The 19,448-nt window shown below is 52.9% G+C and carries 25 protein-coding genes and 2 pseudogenes; 1 reads left to right on the top strand and 26 read right to left on the bottom strand.

Annotation, left to right across the window (positions count from 1 at the left end):
• Positions 1-39: 39 nt before the first annotated feature.
• The 14 genes from R6242_RS12830 to R6242_RS12765 all read right to left on the bottom strand — a co-directional run bounded on the left by R6242_RS12830 (position 40) and on the right by R6242_RS12765 (position 13,287).
• Positions 40-1,101 carry a phage late control D family protein gene (locus R6242_RS12830; RefSeq protein WP_318427415.1) on the bottom strand — a complete coding sequence of 354 codons (1,062 nt, stop codon included), beginning with the start codon at positions 1,099-1,101 and terminating at the stop codon, positions 40-42.
• The gene (locus R6242_RS12825) at positions 1,098-1,505 is read right to left on the bottom strand and encodes a phage tail protein (protein ID WP_318427412.1); all 408 of its coding nucleotides are present in this window, start codon (positions 1,503-1,505) and stop codon (positions 1,098-1,100) included. Before R6242_RS12825 ends, R6242_RS12830 begins: the two co-directional genes overlap by 4 nt.
• Positions 1,505-4,531, bottom strand: coding sequence for a phage tail tape measure protein (locus tag R6242_RS12820; RefSeq protein WP_318427410.1), 3,027 nt, complete (start codon positions 4,529-4,531; stop codon positions 1,505-1,507). Before R6242_RS12820 ends, R6242_RS12825 begins: the two co-directional genes overlap by 1 nt.
• A complete protein-coding gene (locus R6242_RS12815) occupies positions 4,531-5,253 on the bottom strand; it encodes a site-specific DNA-methyltransferase (RefSeq protein ID WP_318427408.1) in 723 nt (240 codons plus the stop codon). The genes R6242_RS12820 and R6242_RS12815 overlap by 1 nt, the downstream gene beginning before the upstream one ends.
• A complete protein-coding gene (locus R6242_RS12810; protein WP_318427406.1) occupies positions 5,250-5,366 on the bottom strand; it encodes a GpE family phage tail protein in 117 nt (38 codons plus the stop codon). The genes R6242_RS12815 and R6242_RS12810 overlap by 4 nt, the downstream gene beginning before the upstream one ends.
• An 8-nt stretch (positions 5,367-5,374) precedes the next feature.
• Positions 5,375-5,695: a phage tail assembly protein gene (locus R6242_RS12805; RefSeq protein ID WP_318427404.1), complete on the bottom strand. Its 321-nt coding sequence runs from the start codon at positions 5,693-5,695 to the stop codon at positions 5,375-5,377.
• A 19-nt stretch (positions 5,696-5,714) separates the two neighbouring features.
• Positions 5,715-6,224 carry a phage major tail tube protein gene (locus R6242_RS12800; RefSeq protein WP_318427402.1) on the bottom strand — a complete coding sequence of 170 codons (510 nt, stop codon included), beginning with the start codon at positions 6,222-6,224 and terminating at the stop codon, positions 5,715-5,717.
• A 12-nt stretch (positions 6,225-6,236) separates the two neighbouring features.
• Positions 6,237-7,412: a phage tail sheath protein gene (locus tag R6242_RS12795; RefSeq protein ID WP_412100141.1), complete on the bottom strand. Its 1,176-nt coding sequence runs from the start codon at positions 7,410-7,412 to the stop codon at positions 6,237-6,239.
• A gap of 91 nt (positions 7,413-7,503) precedes the next feature.
• Complete coding sequence (locus tag R6242_RS12790) at positions 7,504-8,064, bottom strand: hypothetical protein (protein WP_318427398.1); 561 nt, start codon at positions 8,062-8,064, stop codon at positions 7,504-7,506.
• Between the two features lie 4 nt (positions 8,065-8,068).
• Positions 8,069-10,819 (bottom strand): phage tail protein, encoded by a 2,751-nt coding sequence (locus R6242_RS12785; protein WP_318427396.1) that lies wholly within the window; start codon positions 10,817-10,819, stop codon positions 8,069-8,071.
• Positions 10,820-10,821: 2 nt separating this feature from the next.
• Complete coding sequence (locus tag R6242_RS12780; protein WP_318427394.1) at positions 10,822-11,364, bottom strand: phage tail protein I; 543 nt, start codon at positions 11,362-11,364, stop codon at positions 10,822-10,824.
• Positions 11,357-12,256 (bottom strand): baseplate J/gp47 family protein, encoded by a 900-nt coding sequence (locus tag R6242_RS12775; protein WP_318427392.1) that lies wholly within the window; start codon positions 12,254-12,256, stop codon positions 11,357-11,359. Before R6242_RS12775 ends, R6242_RS12780 begins: the two co-directional genes overlap by 8 nt.
• A gap of 3 nt (positions 12,257-12,259) precedes the next feature.
• Complete coding sequence (locus R6242_RS12770; RefSeq protein ID WP_318427390.1) at positions 12,260-12,610, bottom strand: GPW/gp25 family protein; 351 nt, start codon at positions 12,608-12,610, stop codon at positions 12,260-12,262.
• A complete protein-coding gene (locus tag R6242_RS12765) occupies positions 12,610-13,287 on the bottom strand; it encodes a phage baseplate assembly protein V (protein WP_318427388.1) in 678 nt (225 codons plus the stop codon). The genes R6242_RS12770 and R6242_RS12765 overlap by 1 nt, the downstream gene beginning before the upstream one ends.
• Positions 13,288-13,497: 210 nt before the next feature.
• On the opposite strand from R6242_RS12765, the gene R6242_RS12760 reads away from it, so the two are divergent.
• The gene (locus R6242_RS12760; RefSeq protein WP_318427386.1) at positions 13,498-13,965 is read left to right on the top strand and encodes a hypothetical protein; all 468 of its coding nucleotides are present in this window, start codon (positions 13,498-13,500) and stop codon (positions 13,963-13,965) included.
• A 46-nt stretch (positions 13,966-14,011) separates the two neighbouring features.
• On the opposite strand, the gene R6242_RS12755 is transcribed toward R6242_RS12760, so the two are convergent.
• The 12 genes and pseudogenes from R6242_RS12755 to R6242_RS12710 all read right to left on the bottom strand — a co-directional run.
• Positions 14,012-14,464, bottom strand: a complete 453-nt coding sequence (locus R6242_RS12755) for a phage virion morphogenesis protein (protein WP_318427384.1) — start codon at positions 14,462-14,464, stop codon at positions 14,012-14,014.
• Positions 14,461-14,922, bottom strand: coding sequence for a phage tail protein (locus tag R6242_RS12750; RefSeq protein ID WP_318427382.1), 462 nt, complete (start codon positions 14,920-14,922; stop codon positions 14,461-14,463). Before R6242_RS12750 ends, R6242_RS12755 begins: the two co-directional genes overlap by 4 nt.
• The gene (gene lysC / locus R6242_RS22295; protein WP_412100110.1) at positions 14,919-15,137 is read right to left on the bottom strand and encodes an Rz1-like lysis system protein LysC; all 219 of its coding nucleotides are present in this window, start codon (positions 15,135-15,137) and stop codon (positions 14,919-14,921) included. Before lysC ends, R6242_RS12750 begins: the two co-directional genes overlap by 4 nt.
• Positions 15,064-15,453, bottom strand: a pseudogene (locus tag R6242_RS12745) (hypothetical protein); the annotation flags it as partial. The gene lysC and the pseudogene R6242_RS12745, both read right to left, overlap by 74 nt.
• A complete protein-coding gene (locus R6242_RS12740) occupies positions 15,450-15,917 on the bottom strand; it encodes a YcbK family protein (RefSeq protein WP_318427377.1) in 468 nt (155 codons plus the stop codon). The gene R6242_RS12740 and the pseudogene R6242_RS12745, both read right to left, overlap by 4 nt.
• A 64-nt stretch (positions 15,918-15,981) precedes the next feature.
• Positions 15,982-16,218: pseudogene (locus tag R6242_RS22290) on the bottom strand (phage holin family protein); the annotation flags it as partial.
• Positions 16,215-16,583, bottom strand: coding sequence for a putative holin (locus R6242_RS12735; RefSeq protein WP_318427375.1), 369 nt, complete (start codon positions 16,581-16,583; stop codon positions 16,215-16,217). The gene R6242_RS12735 and the pseudogene R6242_RS22290, both read right to left, overlap by 4 nt.
• A gap of 4 nt (positions 16,584-16,587) precedes the next feature.
• Positions 16,588-16,794 carry a tail protein X gene (locus R6242_RS12730; protein WP_318427373.1) on the bottom strand — a complete coding sequence of 69 codons (207 nt, stop codon included), beginning with the start codon at positions 16,792-16,794 and terminating at the stop codon, positions 16,588-16,590.
• A complete protein-coding gene (locus R6242_RS12725) occupies positions 16,794-17,261 on the bottom strand; it encodes a head completion/stabilization protein (RefSeq protein ID WP_318427371.1) in 468 nt (155 codons plus the stop codon). Before R6242_RS12725 ends, R6242_RS12730 begins: the two co-directional genes overlap by 1 nt.
• 90 nt (positions 17,262-17,351) lie before the next feature.
• Positions 17,352-18,011, bottom strand: a complete 660-nt coding sequence (gene gpM / locus R6242_RS12720; RefSeq protein ID WP_318427369.1) for a phage terminase small subunit — start codon at positions 18,009-18,011, stop codon at positions 17,352-17,354.
• On the bottom strand, positions 18,008-19,099 hold the full coding sequence (locus tag R6242_RS12715; RefSeq protein ID WP_318427367.1) for a phage major capsid protein, P2 family: 1,092 nt from the start codon (positions 19,097-19,099) through the stop codon (positions 18,008-18,010). The genes gpM and R6242_RS12715 overlap by 4 nt, the downstream gene beginning before the upstream one ends.
• Positions 19,100-19,155: 56 nt before the next feature.
• Positions 19,156-19,448 (bottom strand): GPO family capsid scaffolding protein (locus tag R6242_RS12710; RefSeq protein WP_318427365.1); only part of this gene is annotated, 293 nt, incomplete at its 5' end.

Raw genomic sequence — 19,448 nt, 5'->3', positions numbered from 1 at the left:
GTAAGTGTAAAACGGCGGCCAGATGGTCGCCGTTTTTGTTTACTCGCTCACTTCACTGGCTTTGACTTCCAACTCCAAAGCCGTGGTGTAGCCGCTGTCGCTTAAGCTATGCACCACACGGGTGATGATCCAGTCTTGCTGGTCGATGATGGGCTTAAAGCCTGACACGCTGGCGGGCAGTTCTGGAAACAACTCGGGGCGGCCATAGGCTAGCGTTAAGGAGAATTGCGCTACACCACGTTGCAGTTTTTCCCATTCGGCTTTTGCGGCGCGTTCGGCATTAGTTTTGCTGGCGTAAACGTGTCTTAATGTTTTGACGTTATCGTCCGCGCCTTGGATGACTTCGCCTTGCCCTGGGCCTGCGGGTTTCTTTTTTCTGGGTTTGCGTTTGACCGTGGTGCTTTCTTTCTTGGCGGTTTTGGTGTTTTGCCATGTGGCTTTTACGCCGCTATACGCGCCTCGATCCGCAATACCAAAGCGGTGGCCGTCGCCAGATTGGCGGGTGATCTGTACTTTGCCTAGCGGTTTGCCCCTGGCGGTGGTGGCTTGGCCCGCTTTCATAAAAATTAGGCGGCTATTTTTTACTGTGGCAATGGCATCAAACATTTTAGCGATGCGGCTTAAGAAGCTGGCGTCGCTTTCATTGGTTTGGTCAATATGGCTGATGGCCTGATTGGCTAGGCTGGGGCCGATGCTGTGCTCAATCTTATTTTGCTTGCTGATGGTTTCTACAATCTGCCCCAGCGTGGTTTTATGCCACGATCTTTCTTTTTTAACGGATAGGCCAGCGCGTAAATCGGCACTACGGGCGCGAATGGTAAGCTGATCCGGTGCGCCGCTGTGCTCGACTTCATCCACCGTATATTGGCCTTTATCGACTAGGCCACTATCCGACCAGCCTAGCGACACGGTAACGATGGCACCGCGTGGCGGGATATCGAGCAGGCCGTCGCTATCGTCCAGCACTAAATCTAGTTGATCCGCTTCAAAGCCTCGGTTATCTGTCAGGCTAATTGATACCAGCCTATCGTTGATCAGCTTAGTAATATCCTTTGCGCCGACCATGATTTTAAACAGCGGTGTTTTATGGTTTTCGCTCATGGCTGCCCAATGGTTTCTTCGAGCTGATCAGCAGTGATCCGCTTTAGGCTTAGGTTGAATTCAATTTGACGGGCGCTGCCATCTTTGTAAAACAGGCTGCGGGTGGTTTTAATCGATTCGATGACGTACTCGCCATAAATCCAGCCTGTGCCCTCAATTAAAAAATACGCCTCTCCCGTATCGGCCATTTCTTCCAGTGCCAGCAAAGAAACCTCGCCCGCGTTGAGTTCTTCGTACAGCGTGCCGCTGAGTGTGATGGTTTCTGCATCTGGCCCTAAGAACTGATTGGCGGGGCCAATGCCGATACGCGTCTGGCTGGCGTGCCGCCATGATTTGGATTGCTCCAAACTTTGGTAAGGCGCGCTGGCCAGCTCAAATACAAACATGCCTAAGACCATCATCATTAGTCGCTATCTCCTAAGCGTGAACGGCTACGCACCTGCTTCTGGCGCTCGGCTTTGGCAATCTCTCTGGCCACGAGCTGGGCGAGCTTTTGTTCGTCCATGCCAGGGGCGGCGTTGATCGTGATCTGGATTGGCGCTGCTTGGCTGGGGGCATAGCTGCTTTGTACAGACATGGGCGGGCGCTGATCTAGCTTGACGTCAGCCATCGCCCCCAGACTGGTGCCGCCAATGATTAAACCGCTGGCCGCGCTTATCATTTGGCTAGTGATATTCTTTATGGTGGCCAGCGGTGCATCTTTACCGTCGGTTAAGCCTTGATCCAAACCCGCCACGGTATGCCGCCCGATCTGGGCAAAGACGCGGGAAGGTGAGTGGATATCGAGCGCCTTTTGTACTGGCTCGGGTAGCATCTTGGCTAGCTCAAAGAACTTCCCTTTTAGCCAGTCCCACTTACCGGCGATGCCTTGCCATAAGCCTTCAACAATTTGTATCCCAATGGTCACGATTTTAATGGGCAGGCTAATAAAGGCGGCCAGCACTTCTGCGACAATCACAACAATATTGGCGAGGAATTTACCAAAGCCACTCCCGCTCTTGCTTGCGCCGTCTAAGCTTTCTTTCGTGGATTGAATCGGGGTAAAGAGCTTACTTACCCATTCCCAAGCCATCTTAAAAGCGCCCACCATCCAATCCCATATCGGCATAAGCGGCTGTAATGCCGCCATTAATGGCGTAAAAGTTTGTACAAATAGGGCTTTTAAGGGGGCGATCCCTTCCATAAAGCCTTGCCATAGGCCAGTAAAGAAGGCTTTGATGGGTTCCCAATATTTGTAAATGAGGAGTGCCGCTAAGGCGATGCCCGTCAAGATTAAGCCGATAGGGGTGGTGAGTGCCAGACGGCCAACAAAAGCCAAGGCTTGACCAAATTGCATGAGGGCTTTAATGGGCAGCTTGATTAGACCTATCCCCCCATTCAGTAAGCCTTTTCCCCCTTTTACGGCAAGGTTAGCCCCACCCTTTGCCGCGTCCTTGCTCATTCCACCTAGACCGGCAGTCCGTGCGTATTGCATGGCCCCCGAGGCTTTACTGGCCGCCATTGCACCTTGTGCACGAATGGCCCGCCAAATAGAGGCGGTATATCCTTTGACGGCGGTATTGGCTCGGCCCATTGATCCGGTCATAGACTGGAATATGGCTTTGGGGCTGGTCTGGTTCAGTGCTTTCAATGTGGCACTTAATTTTCCATAGCTGAGGGTGGCGGCTTTGACTAATTGTGTGCCCAAGCCCATTTTGATATTCAGCAAGCTAAGCCCGTAGCGCAGCATCACCATTGGCCCCAGCGCGGCGGCCAAGGCTAAAGTAAAGCCGCCCATAACCAGTAATGCTGCCGAAATGATGGCAAATAGCCTGACTAGCTTTTCTGTTAATTCTGGGTTTTCTTGCGTCCATTTTTTAACCGCACCCACCACCTCGGTTATTTTTTGGATGACGCCACGCAAGGGGCCGTCGTTTGTTTCATAAAGTTGAATATTCAGGTCTTCCCACGCCGAGCTTAATTTCTTTACATCGCCGCTGGCATTGTCTGACATGATTTTGGCGACCTGAGCCGCCGTGCCCTTTGCGTTTTCTAACACTTTGATGTACTCATCAAGCGCACCAATGCCTTGCTTCTCAATGAGTTCAGACACGCCTGTGCCCGCTTCAGTGCCAAAGACTTGGCTTAAAATAGAGAGCTGATCAGCCGTCCCCATTTTTTGAGTGGCTACTGCAACCTCTTTTAAAAGGCGTGGAATAGGCCGTACATTGCCTTGTGCATCTTTGTACTGCACATTCAGCGCTTTCATTGTTGCCGCCGCTTTGCGGGTGGGCGCTGCAATTCTATTTAACATGGCACGCAGCGTGGTTCCTGCTTGACTGGCTTTAATCCCCACATTACCCAACAGCCCCGCCATAGCCGCCGTTTCTTCAAGCCCCATCCCGGCTTTAGTGGCAATCGGCCCTACGTACTTCATGGTTTCGCCTAGCATTTCTAGGTTTGTATTAGACGTTGTGAAAGTCAGGGTTAAGACGTCGGCGACTCGTTGCATTTCTGAGGATTTGATTTTAAAACCACTCATAATGTCGGAGGCAATATCTGAGGTGCGGCCCAGATCCGTTCCGCCTGCCAGTGCCATATCTAAAACGCTGGGCATGGCGGCTTGGATATCTTTAGATTTAAAGCCCGCCATTGCCAAATAGCCTTGGCCTTGTGCCGCTTCTGTGGCGGTAAATTGAGTGTCAGCCCCTAATTGGCGGGCTTGCTGGCGCAAAGCTTTTTGTTCTGGTGAGTTTTTGTCTTGCCGTGTCAGTGCCTGCACGCGTGACATTTGAGCGTCAAAGTCCATTCCGACGCCTAATACTTTACTCATGCCGTATAAAGCGCCACCACCTGCTGCGGCCATACCGGCACCGGCCCCCGCCATTTGATTGCGTACATTCATGCCTTTTTCATAAGAGGCTTTGGCGGCGTGCATGCGCTGAGATTGCTTGCCTAGGCGTTCAAGCTGCTGTTGTTCTCTTTGCAGGGCCGCTGTTGTGCTGACTGCATCTCGTCTTAGTTCACGCTGATGTTGTGAAAGTCGCTCCATCGGCACCCCTGCGACACGTAACGCGGTGCCAAGCTGTTGCTGCTTGGTAATCAGCTGAGTGTGTTTTTCGGCCAATTGGGCGGCCTCTTTTTTTGCGCGCTCAAATTCGGCCCGCATTTTTTTAGTGGGTTTTTCTGTTGCGGCGAGACTGGCCCCTAGCAGGGCGGCTCGCTCTTGCGCGGCCTTCATCTTGCCGGAGGCCTGTGTCATATCTACTGATAATTGTCTGAAAGATTTAATGCTAGATTGGGTTTTATCCAAGTCTTTCATTTTGTTTTTAAGCTCGCCAACTTGCTTAGATACCGCCTTACTTTGCGTGAGCACGCCTTTAAATGGCGCGGTAAATTTATCAATGGCCTTTAAAACGACTTCGAGTTGTAAATTCCGCGCCGCGCTCATTAGTGCTCCTTCAATTCTGCTAAGCGTTCCAATGCAATATCTTTGTATTCCTCGCTCAGTTCACAGCCCAGCCAGTCGTAGCCCGCTGATTCAGCGGCAAGCAAGGTGGAGCCTGAACCGGCGAAAGGGTCAAGAATGACGCCGCCAGCGGGGCAGATTTTAATGAGGTCGCGCATTAAATCGGTGGGCTTGCCGGTGACGTGGAACTTGTCTTTTTGCTTCACCACTTCTTTGTAAACACCGCGCAATACCCCGACGCCTCGATCCAGCGGCATATCGCCCTTGCTGCCCCAAACGATGTATTCCGCTTGATTTCTAAAGCGCCCCATCTGAGGGCGCACGCCTTCGCCCTTGTCCCAGACAGCAATGCCGCGCCAAGTAAACCCTGCCACCTGTAAAGCGTCGGTGGTGAGCGGCAATTGTCGCCAGTCGGTAAATAGGCAAATGGGCGCACCGTCTTTCATGACGCGCAGGCACTCAGACAGCCAAAGCGTCATCCAGCGCAGGTGGGCGCGTTGGTCACGGTGATCGCCGGTAAATTCTGGGTAGTGTCGCGCCGTGCCGCCGTTCTGATATTTGTCTGAGGTGTTGCGGTTTTTAGAGCCAATATGCACGCCACCCGATGCGTAAGGTGGGTCAGTAATCAGCGCATTCACCGATAAGGCGGGCAAGCGTTCTAAAAAGGGCAGGCAGTCTCCCGCGTGTAATTTATTTTTAATCATGAATCTGGGCTTTGCCTTTTTCTGGCGGCTTCACGCCATTCTATTAATTCCGATATCTCCATGCCGTCCATAGCCGAAGGCGGCCAGTGGAACACCATCGCGATATCGGCCATTGCATCATTTACGCAAGCGGGTAATCCGGTTTGCTGGCCTTCGGCAATAAAAAACCAGCCGCTATCCCTGCCAGTTGCAAGAGGTCGGCGGGGTCTAAGTTGTTGACGTCTTGTGTGGTTAACGTGGGGGAGCTAATGCGCGGCAATACCTTGGCCAGCGTTTCCACATCCATCTGCAATAGCTCGCCCAGCTTTACGCCGCGCAACTCACCGGCCTTGGGTTTGCGTAAAGTAATGGCGCTGATGGTTTGGCTGCCCCGCGTAAGAGGGGTGTCTAGCTCGACGGTGTTTTCTGGGGCTTCGATGCTTTTATTTTCTGGGGTGGTCATGGTTTATTTTTTCCTAGGTTTACAGGCCAATCGCGGCGCGTAGTTTGGCGAGGCGGTCGGTGCTGCCGATGGTTTCAATCATGTTGACCAGATCAATCTCGATCAGCATTTCGCCGTTCATTTCAAACTTGTAATAGCTTAAAGAGCTGGAGACTTTGAACTCGGTATCGTCGCCAGGCTTTGCGCCGCCCATATCAATTTCTTTGTGACGACCGCGCACGGTAACTTCCACCGCGTCCACTTCTTCCGAGTCTTCCCGCTGGTAAGCACCGGCAAAGCGCAGCAGCTCGGCGTCGTGGGTGGCCGCGCCAAAGCTGAGCAGAATCTCGCGCATCATGCCGCCGCAAGTGAACTCCATTTCGAGCTTTTCCATTCCCAGATCAATATCAATCGGGCCGCTCATGCCGCCGCCTCGGTACTCTTCCATCTTGCGGCTGAGTTTGGGCAGGGTGACTTCGGTTACTTGCCCAACAAAGTTTTCTCCATTGAGGAATAAATTAAACAGTTTTAACTTACGGGGTAATGCCATGCTGTTCTCCCTTTAGCGGCCTACGTTGGCGGCAAAGTCCATCAGGTATTTGTCGGTAATGCGCTGGATAAAGGTCAGGTCTTCCAGCGGTGGCATCGGCGTGTAGTCGTAATCAATGGTTAACTTGCCCGCCTTAAGCGCTTCCTTATCGTTGGCATCGATATCTAGCCAGGCATTGAAGCCCATCAAATACCCAGCAGAGACTAAGGCACGGCCTTTGGCGTTTAGCCCTTCTAAAATATCCTTGGCAAGACTCGGCGTCATCGGCTTATCAACTGCCCACATATGCGCCTCGGCCATCGTGTCGGCCAGCACTTGGGCGGTGCGGGTGTAGCTTTCAAACTTGAACAGTGGGTCGGCGCTGAGGGTGTGGCTGCCCCAAAAAATAAAGCCTTTGGCGCGCACCAGCGTGGTGAGGTCGGCGGCATTTAGTAAGCCTGCATCGGTATCAGGGTCTTGCAAGTCCCAGAACACGTCTTGGCTTAAGCCGGTGACGCCGTTAATCACCACATTAGAAAGGGTTTTGTGCCAGCCGGTTTCTTTGTCGATCTTGGCGCGTAAGCCCATCGCGTAGGCCACCGCCAGATCTAAGCCCTGATCGCCCTTACCATCAAAAAGAGGATTGCTAAAGTCTGGCCAGATCAGCATCAGCTCGCGCTGGCCAAAGTTTTTGCGATACTCAAGGGCGGCTTCTAGGCTATTGCAGCCTCGGGCGCTGATATAGGCGAAGGCACGTAGCTTCTGGCAGATGGTTGCCAGCTCGTTGGCCACCAGCAAAGTGTCGTAGCCTGGCACGCCTAAGATGCGCGGCTTAACGTGGACAGTGCTGTTAGCCGATAGCAACGCTTGCAAGCCAGTGAAGCGGCCTTGTTCATCGGTGCCGCCGATGATGTTCTTCTCGGTTTCTTTTTCGTCTGCACCTTCTTCTACCCGCACCATCACAATAATCGGGCTGGTTTGTTTAGAGATGGCGCGTAAGGTGCGTAGCAGCGTGCCTTTGCTTCCGGCTTTACCAATGGCTTTTTGTACGTTGGTAATCAGTACGGCTTGATTGAGCGGGAAGAAGTCTTTGTCGGCATCGGATGCCGTGCAGACCGCACCAATCACAGCGGTGCTAATGGTTTGAATGGTGCGCGTGCCTTCGTTGACTTCGAGAACGCGCACACCATGGTGGAATGAATCGCCCATGATTTCCTCGGTTTGAATTGACCGAGCCATGATGGGCGATTCTGTTTTATTTGGCTTTCACTGGGGATTGTGAAGCCTTGAACGACAACGCTTAGGCGGGTGTTTCGCTTAAAACCTGCGCCAGCAAGCTTTCAAGTCGTTCTATTTTCTGATTTAAGGCGAGCAATGGATCGTCAGCGGTGGCCGCCGGTGGGTCTAAAACCAGCGGGATGGGCTGAGCGCCTATGATCCATTTTTTACCATTCCATACCGCCCCTTCAAAATACGGCAGCAGGGTAAAACCTTCGGGGATAGGGCCTAATGTATCCAGCAAACGCGCCGCACCGTCGCTGGTTTGGTAAGCAATCATCTTTCGGTAATCTTCAATCAGCGCCCAGCACTGATCTGCCTTATTCCGAATAATGGCCTTGTTTTTAGCGGGCCTGAGCTTAGGCGCATCCAGCACCGCCCCAGCGGGCAAGCCGCAATCTTTAGACACCCACATTTCAGCCTTACCTATATATTCCAGCGTGCGGGTGTCGTGGCAAAAGCAAGCCACGATGCCGTCATGGCTGGCAAAACCGTCTTGATCGAAAGAGACCGGCTGCGCGGGAAGTGTTTCTGGCTGCTGGTCTGGGCGGGTGTTGTTTGGTTTGATTGTATTTTTAAGCATTGGATTATCCCCACCGAACGATGTAATTGAAGGCAATATTGTCTGGGTGTGTTCGGCCTGTTGGCCCATCGACCGTGGCCCTTGCCCTCGCTATCACATAATTAACACCTGGCTGCCCGCCGCCGCCTGAGTAGGACAGCCAACCGCCATCATCAAAAGGCACCGTGTGTTGGTGCTCGCCCACATTGGCGGCTTGATAGCTCAACACTTCCCGCCCTGGATCAATGCCGCGCCCCGCGTCCCAGCCTGAGATATACATGCCGCGTAGATCGGGAAGGGTTGCACCGTATAGCGAAGCGAGGACGGGCGCTTCGGCTGGATTAATGCCTTGGCCCTGTAAAAAAATCCAGCCAGAAGGCGGGGTATTACTGGGCCATGGAACGGGAACGCCAACGGGCAAACCGAAAGAGCCATCGACGAGCCTGTCAGCAGACCGGCAAGAGTCCACGCGCACGCCAAAGGTATTGACGCCATTCCAGCCCATGATGGCGGGCTGTGCGTTGACCCATGGCATTTCTGCATCTCGGTTATTAACTGCTGAGCCAGAGGGAGACTGACTGGCACTTGCATCAAAAATAACGTGCCCTCCGCCGTAATTTTTCCAGCGCAGATTGTGAACGACTCCGTCAAAGTCCCGTGCTGGGTCTGCAATGCTGCCCGCTGGGTCGCGCGACTTCAGGTAATAGGTATGCAGTTGGCTGGTGAGCACACGGCCATCGCTGATCGACATAATTTTAGGCGGCATTTCGCCTGTGCCATTTGTGGTAATACCAAAGTGCAATTCTCCCCAGTTTGCCGCCTCGCCCGCGCCTTCTGCCCAGATGGCGGCAACATTGGAGACGGCGGAAACATCCCTGAACGTATCCCAAGTAATCGCCCCTAAAATTTGGGAAGCGGCGGAGGGGTCTTTTTTTTCAAACTTAATAACAGAGTGATCCCCATTCCCTGCTGTTCGGGTCAGAGTAAGGTGTTTAGAGGTGAACGCGCCACCTTTGGCCTCCATTGTCCAAGTGCCCAGAGGTAAGCTCGCTTCCCCAACGTGCTGAAAAATCATGCTGCCAAAATAATCAAACCCCGCTCTATAAACACCAATCTTGCTCATGATTGAATACCCGTTGCTGTATTGGGTATTGATTGAAGTAAGCCACGCTGTTTTATCGTCTAGAAGGGCGGGTTGATTACTGTTATGGAAAACGCCTTGTATCCAATCATGGTTCGCCCGTTCAGAGATTTGTCCTGTTGCGCTGGAGTTAAAGCAGCCAGTCAGTGATAAGCCTTTGCCACCTACGTCTGTCAATATTGGGTATCTTTCATCCGCTTCACTTTTGAGTGTGTAGGTATTTGCTAGCTTGCCACCTAATCGCGCCGCATCATAGGAGACGCCTTGTCGATCTGTGGTCACTAAAGCCCAATTCAGATTCCATGTGCCATTGTAAGCAGCACGAGTAAACACGCGGGCATCGTTGTATAGCGTGTATCGCTGAATGGTGATTTTTGACCCCGCTGTAAAAACCTCCAGCACGCCAGCGAAAGGCGCAGGGTAGTTTTTCCCTGAAATAGCCCCCGCATTTCCAGCCTGATACCAAACACCATCTGCGTTATATTCATTTAAGTCAGCGGTTGAAGGCAGTGATTGCATGCCTTTTTGATAAGGCTGGAGTTTTTTATTGACCCATCTAGCGGACACTTTAAACAAATCGTCTGCGGTAGGGCTGGGGTCTGGTGCAGAAATAGGCACAGACACGGCCAGCGCTGAGGATGTCAGGTTAGAGGTGCCTAGCTTGCCGTCTCGATCTCTTACTTCTGTTTGCAGGCGTACACGCCCTTTATTGTCAATTCGGCAAACGGTGGTGGATGCTGTCCTTTCTGCGCCTGTCGCCGTGTCACAAGCAAGATTATTCAGGGAGCCGACTTCGCGGCTGGCCCCGTCGACAATGGCCCCAACCGCATCTAAAGTAAGGTCTTGGTTTGCGATGTGTAGGTAGGGCGCAAACGGGGCCTGATTTCTGCGAATCACCAGCCGATAACCCAAAATCGCTTCCTGTGCGACGTTTAGATTTTCAACGGCGGTTTTGGGGCCGGTAAACGTCTTATTGCCTGCAATACTTTGATTGCCGGTTAAGGCGACTTTGTTGTCGTCCGCGTATTTTTTCGCTTCATCGCGTCCACGGCTGCCCTCTTTGACGGCGGCGGCGGTGAGGTCTTTCTTTAGGCCCGCGTTGGTTTTATCGGTGATTTTTTTATTGTAGTAATCTTTTGAATGCGGGTCGTCATCGGCAATATGCTTCTTCATGGTTTCTTCGACCAGCTCAATGCTGGCAATGCCAATATCTTGGCTAACGCTGATCGTAACGGCGGCGGTGTTGCTGACAACAAACACCATGCGCAAAGTTTGCACCTTGCCCGAACCTTCGGCTAATTGCGGCTTATAGCTGGCGGGGCAATTGGCCACGGCGATTAAGCCGCCTTTGTCGTCATACAGGCCCATTTCTCGAATCCACCAGCCGCCGACGTTTTCTTTAATGATGAGTTCAGCAATCACCGTATTTTTGCCCGCTTCGGATTTAAGCGAGTTTAAAGCGCTGCGGTAGTTTTCTTTGATGAGTTTGGTTTGCTTGTCATTGGGGACGGTGTCTTTGCCCGCGCCATCACCCACGGCCATTGTTTCAATATGGATGGTCTTTTTTTGCGCGGTGGCTTCGACAATCTGGGCCGCGCCGTAGGTGGTTAGGATTGCAAAGTATTGTTGGCTCATGGTTATGCGGCTGCCTTGGGGTAAATGTTGATGACTTCGCCTTGGTATTGGCCGACGCCGATGTAAATGAAGCCGCGTGGCTCGACGCTGATATTCATTTCTATTAAATGGCGTGATAGCGGCTTGGCTTCGTCAATTAAATAGTTCAGCTCGATCTGGGTTTCTTCGGTCATCCCCTGGTCTATGGTTTTGACTTCGAGTTTGAAAGTGCCACGCGGGCCAAGTGGCTGCTCTTCCCACCATTCGGTGATCTCTAGGCGATAGCCCAGCGGCTCGACGATGCGTTTGAGTGCGCCGATGGTGCCCTTGTGCTGATGCACAAAGAACGATTGGCGGATGACTTCGCGTTGGGTTTCTTCTGGCCACTTTTCGTCCCATCTGTCTACTGAAAATGCCCACGCCAGATAAGGCAGCGCTGTCTTGGGGCAGGTGTCGGCATTCCAAAGCGCAGCCAGTAGAATCGGCAGCTCTTGCCCAGGGATACAGCTTTCAGCGATAGCGCGTTCTAGCTTGCTAGAGCCAGAAGGCAATAAGGATTTAGTCATCGATGCCGCCGACGCTGATCTCGGTTGCGGTGCAGTGCGCGGCTTGGGTTTCATCAAGCACCACATCTTTAGCCGGCGACACGAGTTCAACACGCTGCACGCCTTCCACATGCAGTGCGGCAAAGATGGCGGATTGGCGAATATCGCGGCCCATGCGGCGCTGGGTACTGATGTATTTTTTAAGCTGGGCGTGGGCGGCTTCTAAAATCGGGCCTTTTTCTGGGCCTTGATAAAGATATAAAACGGCAGTGACGGCGTAATTGACGATGCGGGCCGACTGCACACTGAGCCGGTCGCCCACGGGGCGCACGTCTTCACCCGATAGCAGCAGCCTGACTTTAGTCAGTAAATCAGCGGGGGCGCTGCCGTCGCCATCATTCGCCAGTACGCTAACGACCACTTCGCAGGGTTCGGGGCTGATAGCACTGGCGTCGGCCACGCGGGCGTCAGCTGATAAAGCATGAAAGATATAGGCCGATCTTGGCCCCGCCACGCTTAAGCCTTCAAAAGCCCGCTGGCCGCGTGCGCGGAGTGAATCATCGGTTTCTAAAACCGCATCGGTAGGAGGCACGGCGTTTGGATTGGCGGGCGTAATGACAAAGCGCTGCACATTAAAATTAGCCACCAGATGGTCTAAATCATTCCCCTGGCTAAACGCCAACATGCAGGCCGCGCCGCGCTCGTTAATCTTTTGCCGCTGGATGAGTTCGCGGTAAGCGTTTTCTTGTAACAGCTTGGTGAGCGGTTCAGATTCCAGACTCAGTACGGCGGCTGCATCGGGATAGAGCGCCAGCAGCGCCGCTTTGCGCTCCTTAAAAATCGTTTCAAAATCCAGCGCCTCGATCAGGTTCGGCGGGGGCAGGCGGGAGAGGTCTACTTCTTGGCTTTTCATGGCTTAGGCTCGTAGAGGAATAGAAAGCGCCACCGGCTGCTGGCCGCGCGGGCCATCGATGCGCTCGGCTTCCAGCGTGACGCTGAGTGCGCCGTGTTGTTCGCCCAGCGTTAAATTGACGCGCTGGGCGCGGATACGGGGTTCCCACTTTTTAAGCGCGGTGGCGGTGGCGGCCATCAGGCGTAAGCGGGTGGCCCCGTTTAAAGGCTGATCGATCAGCGCGGGGATTTCAGAGCCATAGTCGCGGCGCATTAAGCGGCTACCCAGCGGCGTGGTGAGTACATCGGCCACCGATTGCTGGATATGGGCCAGATTATCAATCGCATGGCCGCTGTGTTTATTGAGGCCCGCCATTAGCTTGGCCCGCCGGTGCTGTCATTACCTCTTTGCACGTCGGAGTGGTTGTGATCATGGACAATGACGTTATTACTCATGAGCGGCCCACCACTGTGGTTAATTGGGCCGGTGATCGTCGTTGCGCCGCCACTCTCGCCACCCGTGCCACTCATGCCTGCGGCGTAGCTAAATGCGCCGATGACAGCGGCTTTGCCTTCAAAGTCACTGTCGCCTTTAACGCTCAGATTCCCGCCGACGGTGAGGTTGCCGGTGGTTTCGGTTTCTGGGCAGTCGGCAGTGATTTTTACGGACGCTTGAATGATGGCGGTTTGAATACCGGTGGCGCTGAGTGCGCCGCTGTCGTGGTTGTAGCTGACGAGCGCCCCATCCGGAAAGGCGATGCAGGAAACGCTAGCATCATGGCTGGGCGGGGCAAAGGCGTCTGAAAATAGCCCAGGTAAAAGCACGCCCGCGCCCACTTCGCCCGATTGGCTAAATAGCACGACTTGCTCGCCAATGCTGGGCGGGTTCCAGATCCGCACCTTGCCCGCTCGGGCAGTAAGCCACGGCAGCCAATCGGTCAGCAGCTCGCCACTTTGCACACGGCAGAGGGCGTTGGAGTGATCCACTTCGGCCACGGTGCCGATGCGGATCATGCTTTCTAAAATTCGGGAGTGTTCGGCTGTTTGATTCATTGCGTCATAGTGCCGCGCCAGTGCGCGATGTTCACGCGCTGGCGGGTGTGAGGCGAGGTTTTACAAGGGTTTGTTAAAAAGTAGGGTGTTTTTGTAAATGATGATTGGACTAAATTAGATGTGTCTTATTACGTACTTGTAATTAAGTAGCTTGTTTCTAAACACTAAAAGCCAGATTATTTTTCTACTTTTTCAAGATAAAGACCTGCGATGAAGCTTAAATTGTTTTGTATTCTGGCTCTTGTTTCTACCAGTTTGATGGCGGAACCTGCACCTAATGGTCGTCCGGATTATAACGGTGACCAAGGCAATGGTGTCGGCGGTCAAGGTGGGTATAACGGCGGTAGTGGTAGTCGCCCAGATTACAATGAAGGGAATCACGGAAGCAGTGCCCGCCCAGATTATAATAATGGGCATGACCATCAAGCGGGTAGTCGTCGAAAGATTTTCATTTTACAGGCGACCTATGGCGCTAGAGGCGGGCGATGTGATTTCACCCGTAAGCTGGCTCGTTCTGCTAATGATAAATCGTCTTATCGATTTAGAGCGGGGAATCAGTGGTGTGGTGATCCTTCAGATGGCTATCAAAAAATGGCAACGATTGAATATTCCTGCGGTGGTTATAAAAAAAGAGCTTTTGTGCGAGAAGGGCAATCTGAAATGCTACGCTGTAACTGATTTTAAAAAAATACCTCAATGATTTGAGGTATTTTTTTGCCCTAAATTAACGACTAATTTGCTGGGTGATTAAGTCAAGAATGTAGGCGTCGTCTTTATTGTTAAAGCCTAGCAATACGCGGGCGGCGTATTTGTGTTTGATGGTGCCCGTTTTATTGACGCGGCCAGATAATCCAAATTGATGGATTTGCGCAATGCGGGCCGTGCTGGGTGAGAAGCGAACCACCGCGCCGGTGGCGCTGCTTTGGGTCTTTAGGTGGCGGGCGGTACGCAGCTTGGCAAACATCTGCCTTTTAATGCGCCCCTTCTTTTTACGCTGCTGAGGCAGGCGCGGGGCGTAGGGCGTGCCGTCTGGGTTTTGTTGAGCGGCAATGTGGGCTTGCTGGCGCTTGCGTAGCTCGGTAGCGAGGCTCTTATTCATGCCGCGTAACTCTTTAGCGCTTAGATTGCCCAATAAGCCCGCCGCCCAGCCTTCCAGCTCCTTAAAATTGTCGCTCATGGCGTTGGCCACGGCTGATCGCGCAGAAATAGCGCCCAATCTTTGCCCGCGTATTCATCCAGCGGCGGCTCGCCGTAATGGGTAATGACGGGCTTTCCGTCTATCTCTCGCACCACCACGCGTTCGGTTAAATTGATCTTAATCGAAAGGTCGATGGTGTCGTGGTTCAGGATATCCGCTTCAAAGCTAATGCCATTCTGGCGCTTGTCTACATTACTAAAAAGCTCGGGCTGATTGCTGCTAACCCAAGCCAGCACCGGCACCATGATGGTGTCGGGGTGGTCGGCGTAATCTTGAATGATGGCGTTTAGGGTGTATTGATACTCAAATGAAAGCGACTTGCCCGCCGTGGCAATCAGATTGCCTTCATCAATAAAGATGGCGAGCTTGTCGGGATTGTGGGCGAGGTGTTGCACGGTGGCAGAAAGGTATTCGCGCAGACTGGCGGGCTTAATCATGGGGTGGCCTTAGCGGCTTGCTGGCATTTAAGCACCATATCGACCTGCGCCGCGCAGCTATGCCACGCGGCTTCCAGATCATCAATCGCTTGATTCAGCTCGCCGTTGGTTTGGGCTTGGCTCGCTGGCAAGCGGCAGGCTAGCACGGCGGGACAGCCAATCTTGATAAGCTGCACCGCTGGCGATTTCGGGGCGCTGGCGCAGGCGGATAACATCAGCAGGCAGGCGAGTATCAGCCCAATCCCTGACTTCTTTGCTTTCATGTTTAAGTTGCTCCATAGCGCGTTTGTTTTTAAGGAGGGCGGCGTTGACGCTTTCAAGGCTGCTGCGTAAGTCGGCCTGTGCCATATCGTTTGCTTGGTTGACCTTGTGCATATTTTGTAAAAGGGCCGAATTGATGGCAGCTTCTTGTTGGCTGGCTTCCAGCTCCATACGTAGCGCGGTCATTTTGTAGCGATGGGACGCATTATTTGCAATTACGCCAATCAGTATGATTAACAAGGCAATGAACGGTATTTTAGAAAAACTCATGATTTCAGCCCCGCGTAATAGGTTTTATCGCCTGCAAACTTGGTCAGCACTTGCCGCCGGTTGGCCCCTTTACGAAAGCCAATATGCACCCAAGCGCTGTACGTATTGGGGGACTCTAAAATCAATTGATCGAACTCGATGTTAGAGGCGGCTAATGCCCTTGCAATCGTTCTGGCCGTGCCAAATTTCGGGCAGCGGATATCCACCGCGCGGGCCTTGGCGTGATCGCTGCCCGCACTGCCGCCTACCTTGGTATTAAGCAGCGGGCAGCGCCAGCCGCTAGTAATAATGATGGGATTGCTGCCGAGCTGCTTTCGGACTTTTTCGAGTTGCGCGCAGGTGTACGCCGCGTTTTCGAGCAGGCTTACGGGCAGGCTGTTGTCGATGTTGTACAGAGCTGCGGTTTGGCTGGCGGTGAATTCGCGCAGGCTGAAGTGTGGGGATAGCTGGGGTGAGGTGTTCAAGGTGAGGCTCCTTATTTAATAATTTCTGAATAGGCCACGCCAAAGCGGCCCATAAATCACTGACGTTGCCGCGCTTAAAGCAGAAATAAACACCGCTAAACAGCAGTAAAAAGCTATGTGTGGGACTGGTGGCCGTGATGCCCATCAGCAGGCGAATGGCGGTTAGGCCGTAATAGACGGTTAAGCCATAAGCAAAAATAGAAATACCTAGGCTATGGGCTTTGCTGTTTCGATTGAATAGGGCAATGCTGAGCGCCGCAAAGAGGCTGGCCAGCACGCTGATGAGTAAATAAAGGTTCATTTTTTGCCCCCGATATTGAGTAAATCCTCGGGGTGTTCAGCTCGCACAATCAGCCATTGCAAAAGCTTCATACTGATTGCGCCCGCAATCAGTGCGCCGATGCCTTCGCTCACCACAATTGAAGCGGGCAAGGGGATGGCGATCAGATCCGTCACGAGTTTTGCGGCGACACAACCGGCCACAAAGGCGGTTAAAAAGAACACAATCTTCTGTAAAACGCTGAGCTTTTGCGCGGTCATGATAAACACCACCGCCCCCGCAAAACTGCCCATGAGTACGTCGGCGTGTATCCCTGAAAATAGCCCCGCAATCGTGAGTAAAAACACGGTGAAAGAGGCGGCGGTGCCGGTGAGTGGTTCGGTCATGGTCTTAGTCCCAAAGTTGAATAATGGTTTTTTTGGATGCGGGCGGGATGGCGTCGGGCAGCTCGATCAGGGTTCCCATGGGAATCAGCGGCCCCAAATCGGCGAGCCGGTGATTGGCGGCTAGGGCCGCTTCGGTTACGCCTGCGGTTTTGCCGTAAATACGCCAGCAAATGTCATCCAGCGTGTCGCCTTGCTTGGCTACGACTTGCATCAGATCAGCTCGACACTGGCGCGGTTTGAGCCGAGTAAATCCCGAATAGCCCAACGTGCGTCGCGGCGTAGGTCTTCGATAGGGTCGAGCAATTTGTCTGCCTTGTCGTGGCCGTCGCCGGTGCTGTCAAAATCACGGTAACGCTCGATCAGGTTGGCCCTGGCTAAGCAGTACACGGCGCGGATGTAATGGCCGACTAAGACGCTCTGGCAATCCAGTGTTTCGCTTTCAACCTCGGCCAAGTTCTGGATGCCATCGGCCAGATGCTTGGCTTTAAATTTGCGTAGGTCTTGATTGGCGCTGGCCATCGCGGCAACCAGCGCCAGCCTTAGCCTTGGCTCGGTGACCGTGCCATCGATGCGTAATGCTAAGTGCGCGTCGGCGATATCGATATCTGGCCAGAAACCGCTGTTTTTAATCAGCGGCTCTAAGCTTTCGCCGCTTTTTTGTGCTGCAATAAATCCCATGATCTGTCCTTAAGAGGTGGAGGGGGATTTGAAAGAACCTTAAAAGGCTTCGCCTCCCCCTGCCTCTTGCTGCGGGGTACGCTCGGTCGGCTACTTTTCAGCGGCCATGTTCTTCATTTCCCGCTTTAGCCGTTCCAGATCCTTAATCACGCCGCACTTGGGATGCAGCGCTAATGCTTGCTGGAAATAGTCGGCAGCAGCGGGTTTGTTGTGCTCGGATAAGCCGTAAGCGATGGCCTTAAACAGCTTGGCTTTCACTTGGTCTGGCATATCTTCGTTTTGGGTCGCGGTGAGCACTTCTAACAGGCCCGCCACCTCGATGGATTCGCCCTGACTACGCCAGCCCATCGCGGTATCGGCCATCTCCTCCACCACCAAGCACGCCAAAGTGCGCTGGTACTGATCCGGTAAGGTCAGCTTATGCTGCAAGGCATAACGCACAATCGGCAGCGCGTCGGTGAAGTTGCCGGTGTCGATCATCCACACCATGACCGTCATTAGCACTTCATCCTGCGCACCGCCTTGGGCGGATAAAGCCCCGCTGATCCAAGGCGCGTAATCGGGCAACATCTCGTGCTTAGCGTCGATCTTGCGGTTAAGGGACTGGATCTGTTTCAGCCGTCGCTTGTCGCCCGCCAGCTTGTGCAACATCAGCGCGTAGCCGCTGGCATTCACATGGGCACCTGAACCGCTCTCTTTTGAGAGCTGAGCCGCCGTCATGCGTAGCAAGTGGGCTTTTGCGGGACTCACTTTCCTGCCTCTGCGGGTTTTTCTTCCGTGCGCTCTTCGGGCAGTAGCTCGATGTTTTCAATCAAGCAGCCCGCTTCATAGGCTTCAATCACGTAAGCGTCGTTGGAGCTGGTGTAATCGGCAATCTGGTCATAGTCTGGCTCTTCACGCACATGACGGCGGCGGCCACCTTCTTGCCAATACAGCGACAAATTAGCCAACGGCAGAATCATCATTTTGTCTTTCGGGAAGAAAGGCACGGTGACGGCGGTTTTGCCACCAATGCGCTTTTGGCTAATCAGCATATCCAGCGCCATTTCTTCGGTGGGCGCGTGCTCGCTATTGATCTTGGGAAAGTATTTATCCGCCAGCATTTCGCTGGAGACGATCACCACTAAATTAGGGTTTTCGCGGTACTCGGGGTGAATCAAGGTATTCACCGCATCAAACACCAGCGCGTCAAGGTTGCTGTACTCGCCTTTTTCGGTCTTCCATGTAACGTCGTCTTCACCCTTGACTTGGGTTTTACCAACAATGATTTTGTCAGGGTGCTTCTCTGTGCCTGTCATCACATTGGTCGGCGCGTTGTCGCGGTACTGCTGGAGCCAGCCTTTGTTCACGTCTTGCAAGAGCGGGAATTTCTCGCGGTCGGTGTCTTCGGCCACCGATACACCATTAAAGCCGATCATGATTCGATCAAGTGCTTGCTGATGGACGATCACGTCGCGGATCTTGGTCTGGAAGTTTGGAAACTTGGCCCACATATCCAGCTTGGCATAGCCGATGCCGGTATCAAAGTTGGTTTGTACACAGCGATAGCGGCCAGAACTTAATCCCGTTACATCACGTGTTTTACGCGGATTTTTTTTAGTATTGGTGCGGCCTGCAATCGTGCCGGTCACGCCTAGCCCCAGTTTGTCGCCTTCCATCTCCGTGACGGCTGGCATATTGATCTTACCGAGGAAGCTGCTCGATAGTTTCACACGGGTTTCTAGTTTTTGCTGAATGGATGGATCAACCGTAAAGGTTTTACTTGCAGCGGGAACATTATTTAATTCAGCAATCTTTTTTTCAAAAGCGCTATAGGCAATTCGCGTTTCATTGCGCATGGTGTTTCCTTGTTTTGATATTCATTATTTTCATTGAATTACGGCATAGCGCCCAATCAGCAGTCTGTCTCTAAAGACCCTGTGCCGCCGGTTGCTTTGTCACGACTTCCGGAAAAATGCGCTGGCTCGTTTTCAATCTTTGCTTTGAATTCGCGCAATTCGGTAATGCTGGCGTTTAATTCATCCATACGGCTATTAAGCGTGCTATGGCCTTCGGCTGTTTCAGCTTGATACTCGGCCACGGCTTCAATGGCTTGCTGAATATCTGAGAATTGCTGATTGGCTTTTACTTCTTTTTTGGCAAAGATTTTTTTAACTGAATCTAAAATAGACACGGTGGGGGCTTCCT

It is taken from the genome of Iodobacter sp. CM08 (genome assembly GCF_033446605.1).
Lineage (GTDB): Bacteria > Pseudomonadota > Gammaproteobacteria > Burkholderiales > Chitinibacteraceae > Iodobacter.
Note: the sequence above shows the minus strand (reverse complement) of the source record. Positions and strands in the feature narration are given on the sequence as shown.

What these genes read in the sequence shown, in the direction of transcription:
- R6242_RS12785 (WP_318427396.1), bottom strand. Translation starts at nt 10,819, where the DNA reads ATGAGCCAACAATACTTTGCAATCCTAACCACCTACGGCGCGGCCCAG.
- R6242_RS12760 (WP_318427386.1), top strand. Translation starts at nt 13,498, where the DNA reads ATGAAGCTTAAATTGTTTTGTATTCTGGCTCTTGTTTCTACCAGTTTG.
- R6242_RS12735 (WP_318427375.1), bottom strand. Translation starts at nt 16,583, where the DNA reads ATGACCGAACCACTCACCGGCACCGCCGCCTCTTTCACCGTGTTTTTA.
- lysC (WP_412100110.1), bottom strand. Translation starts at nt 15,137, where the DNA reads ATGTTATCCGCCTGCGCCAGCGCCCCGAAATCGCCAGCGGTGCAGCTT.
- R6242_RS12810 (WP_318427406.1), bottom strand. Translation starts at nt 5,366, where the DNA reads ATGGCCGATATCGCGATGGTGTTCCACTGGCCGCCTTCGGCTATGGAC.
- R6242_RS12755 (WP_318427384.1), bottom strand. Translation starts at nt 14,464, where the DNA reads ATGAGCGACAATTTTAAGGAGCTGGAAGGCTGGGCGGCGGGCTTATTG.
- R6242_RS12805 (WP_318427404.1), bottom strand. Translation starts at nt 5,695, where the DNA reads ATGACCACCCCAGAAAATAAAAGCATCGAAGCCCCAGAAAACACCGTC.
- R6242_RS12770 (WP_318427390.1), bottom strand. Translation starts at nt 12,610, where the DNA reads ATGGCGGGCCTCAATAAACACAGCGGCCATGCGATTGATAATCTGGCC.
- R6242_RS12765 (WP_318427388.1), bottom strand. Translation starts at nt 13,287, where the DNA reads ATGAATCAAACAGCCGAACACTCCCGAATTTTAGAAAGCATGATCCGC.
- R6242_RS12725 (WP_318427371.1), bottom strand. Translation starts at nt 17,261, where the DNA reads ATGGGATTTATTGCAGCACAAAAAAGCGGCGAAAGCTTAGAGCCGCTG.
- R6242_RS12815 (WP_318427408.1), bottom strand. Translation starts at nt 5,253, where the DNA reads ATGATTAAAAATAAATTACACGCGGGAGACTGCCTGCCCTTTTTAGAA.
- R6242_RS12830 (WP_318427415.1), bottom strand. Translation starts at nt 1,101, where the DNA reads ATGAGCGAAAACCATAAAACACCGCTGTTTAAAATCATGGTCGGCGCA.
- R6242_RS12820 (WP_318427410.1), bottom strand. Translation starts at nt 4,531, where the DNA reads ATGAGCGCGGCGCGGAATTTACAACTCGAAGTCGTTTTAAAGGCCATT.
- R6242_RS12825 (WP_318427412.1), bottom strand. Translation starts at nt 1,505, where the DNA reads ATGATGATGGTCTTAGGCATGTTTGTATTTGAGCTGGCCAGCGCGCCT.
- R6242_RS12750 (WP_318427382.1), bottom strand. Translation starts at nt 14,922, where the DNA reads ATGATTAAGCCCGCCAGTCTGCGCGAATACCTTTCTGCCACCGTGCAA.
- R6242_RS12715 (WP_318427367.1), bottom strand. Translation starts at nt 19,099, where the DNA reads ATGCGCAATGAAACGCGAATTGCCTATAGCGCTTTTGAAAAAAAGATT.
- R6242_RS12790 (WP_318427398.1), bottom strand. Translation starts at nt 8,064, where the DNA reads ATGCTTAAAAATACAATCAAACCAAACAACACCCGCCCAGACCAGCAG.
- R6242_RS12780 (WP_318427394.1), bottom strand. Translation starts at nt 11,364, where the DNA reads ATGACTAAATCCTTATTGCCTTCTGGCTCTAGCAAGCTAGAACGCGCT.
- R6242_RS12775 (WP_318427392.1), bottom strand. Translation starts at nt 12,256, where the DNA reads ATGAAAAGCCAAGAAGTAGACCTCTCCCGCCTGCCCCCGCCGAACCTG.
- R6242_RS12795 (WP_412100141.1), bottom strand. Translation starts at nt 7,412, where the DNA reads ATGGGCGATTCATTCCACCATGGTGTGCGCGTTCTCGAAGTCAACGAA.
- R6242_RS12800 (WP_318427402.1), bottom strand. Translation starts at nt 6,224, where the DNA reads ATGGCATTACCCCGTAAGTTAAAACTGTTTAATTTATTCCTCAATGGA.
- R6242_RS12730 (WP_318427373.1), bottom strand. Translation starts at nt 16,794, where the DNA reads ATGCAAGTCGTAGCCAAGCAAGGCGACACGCTGGATGACATTTGCTGG.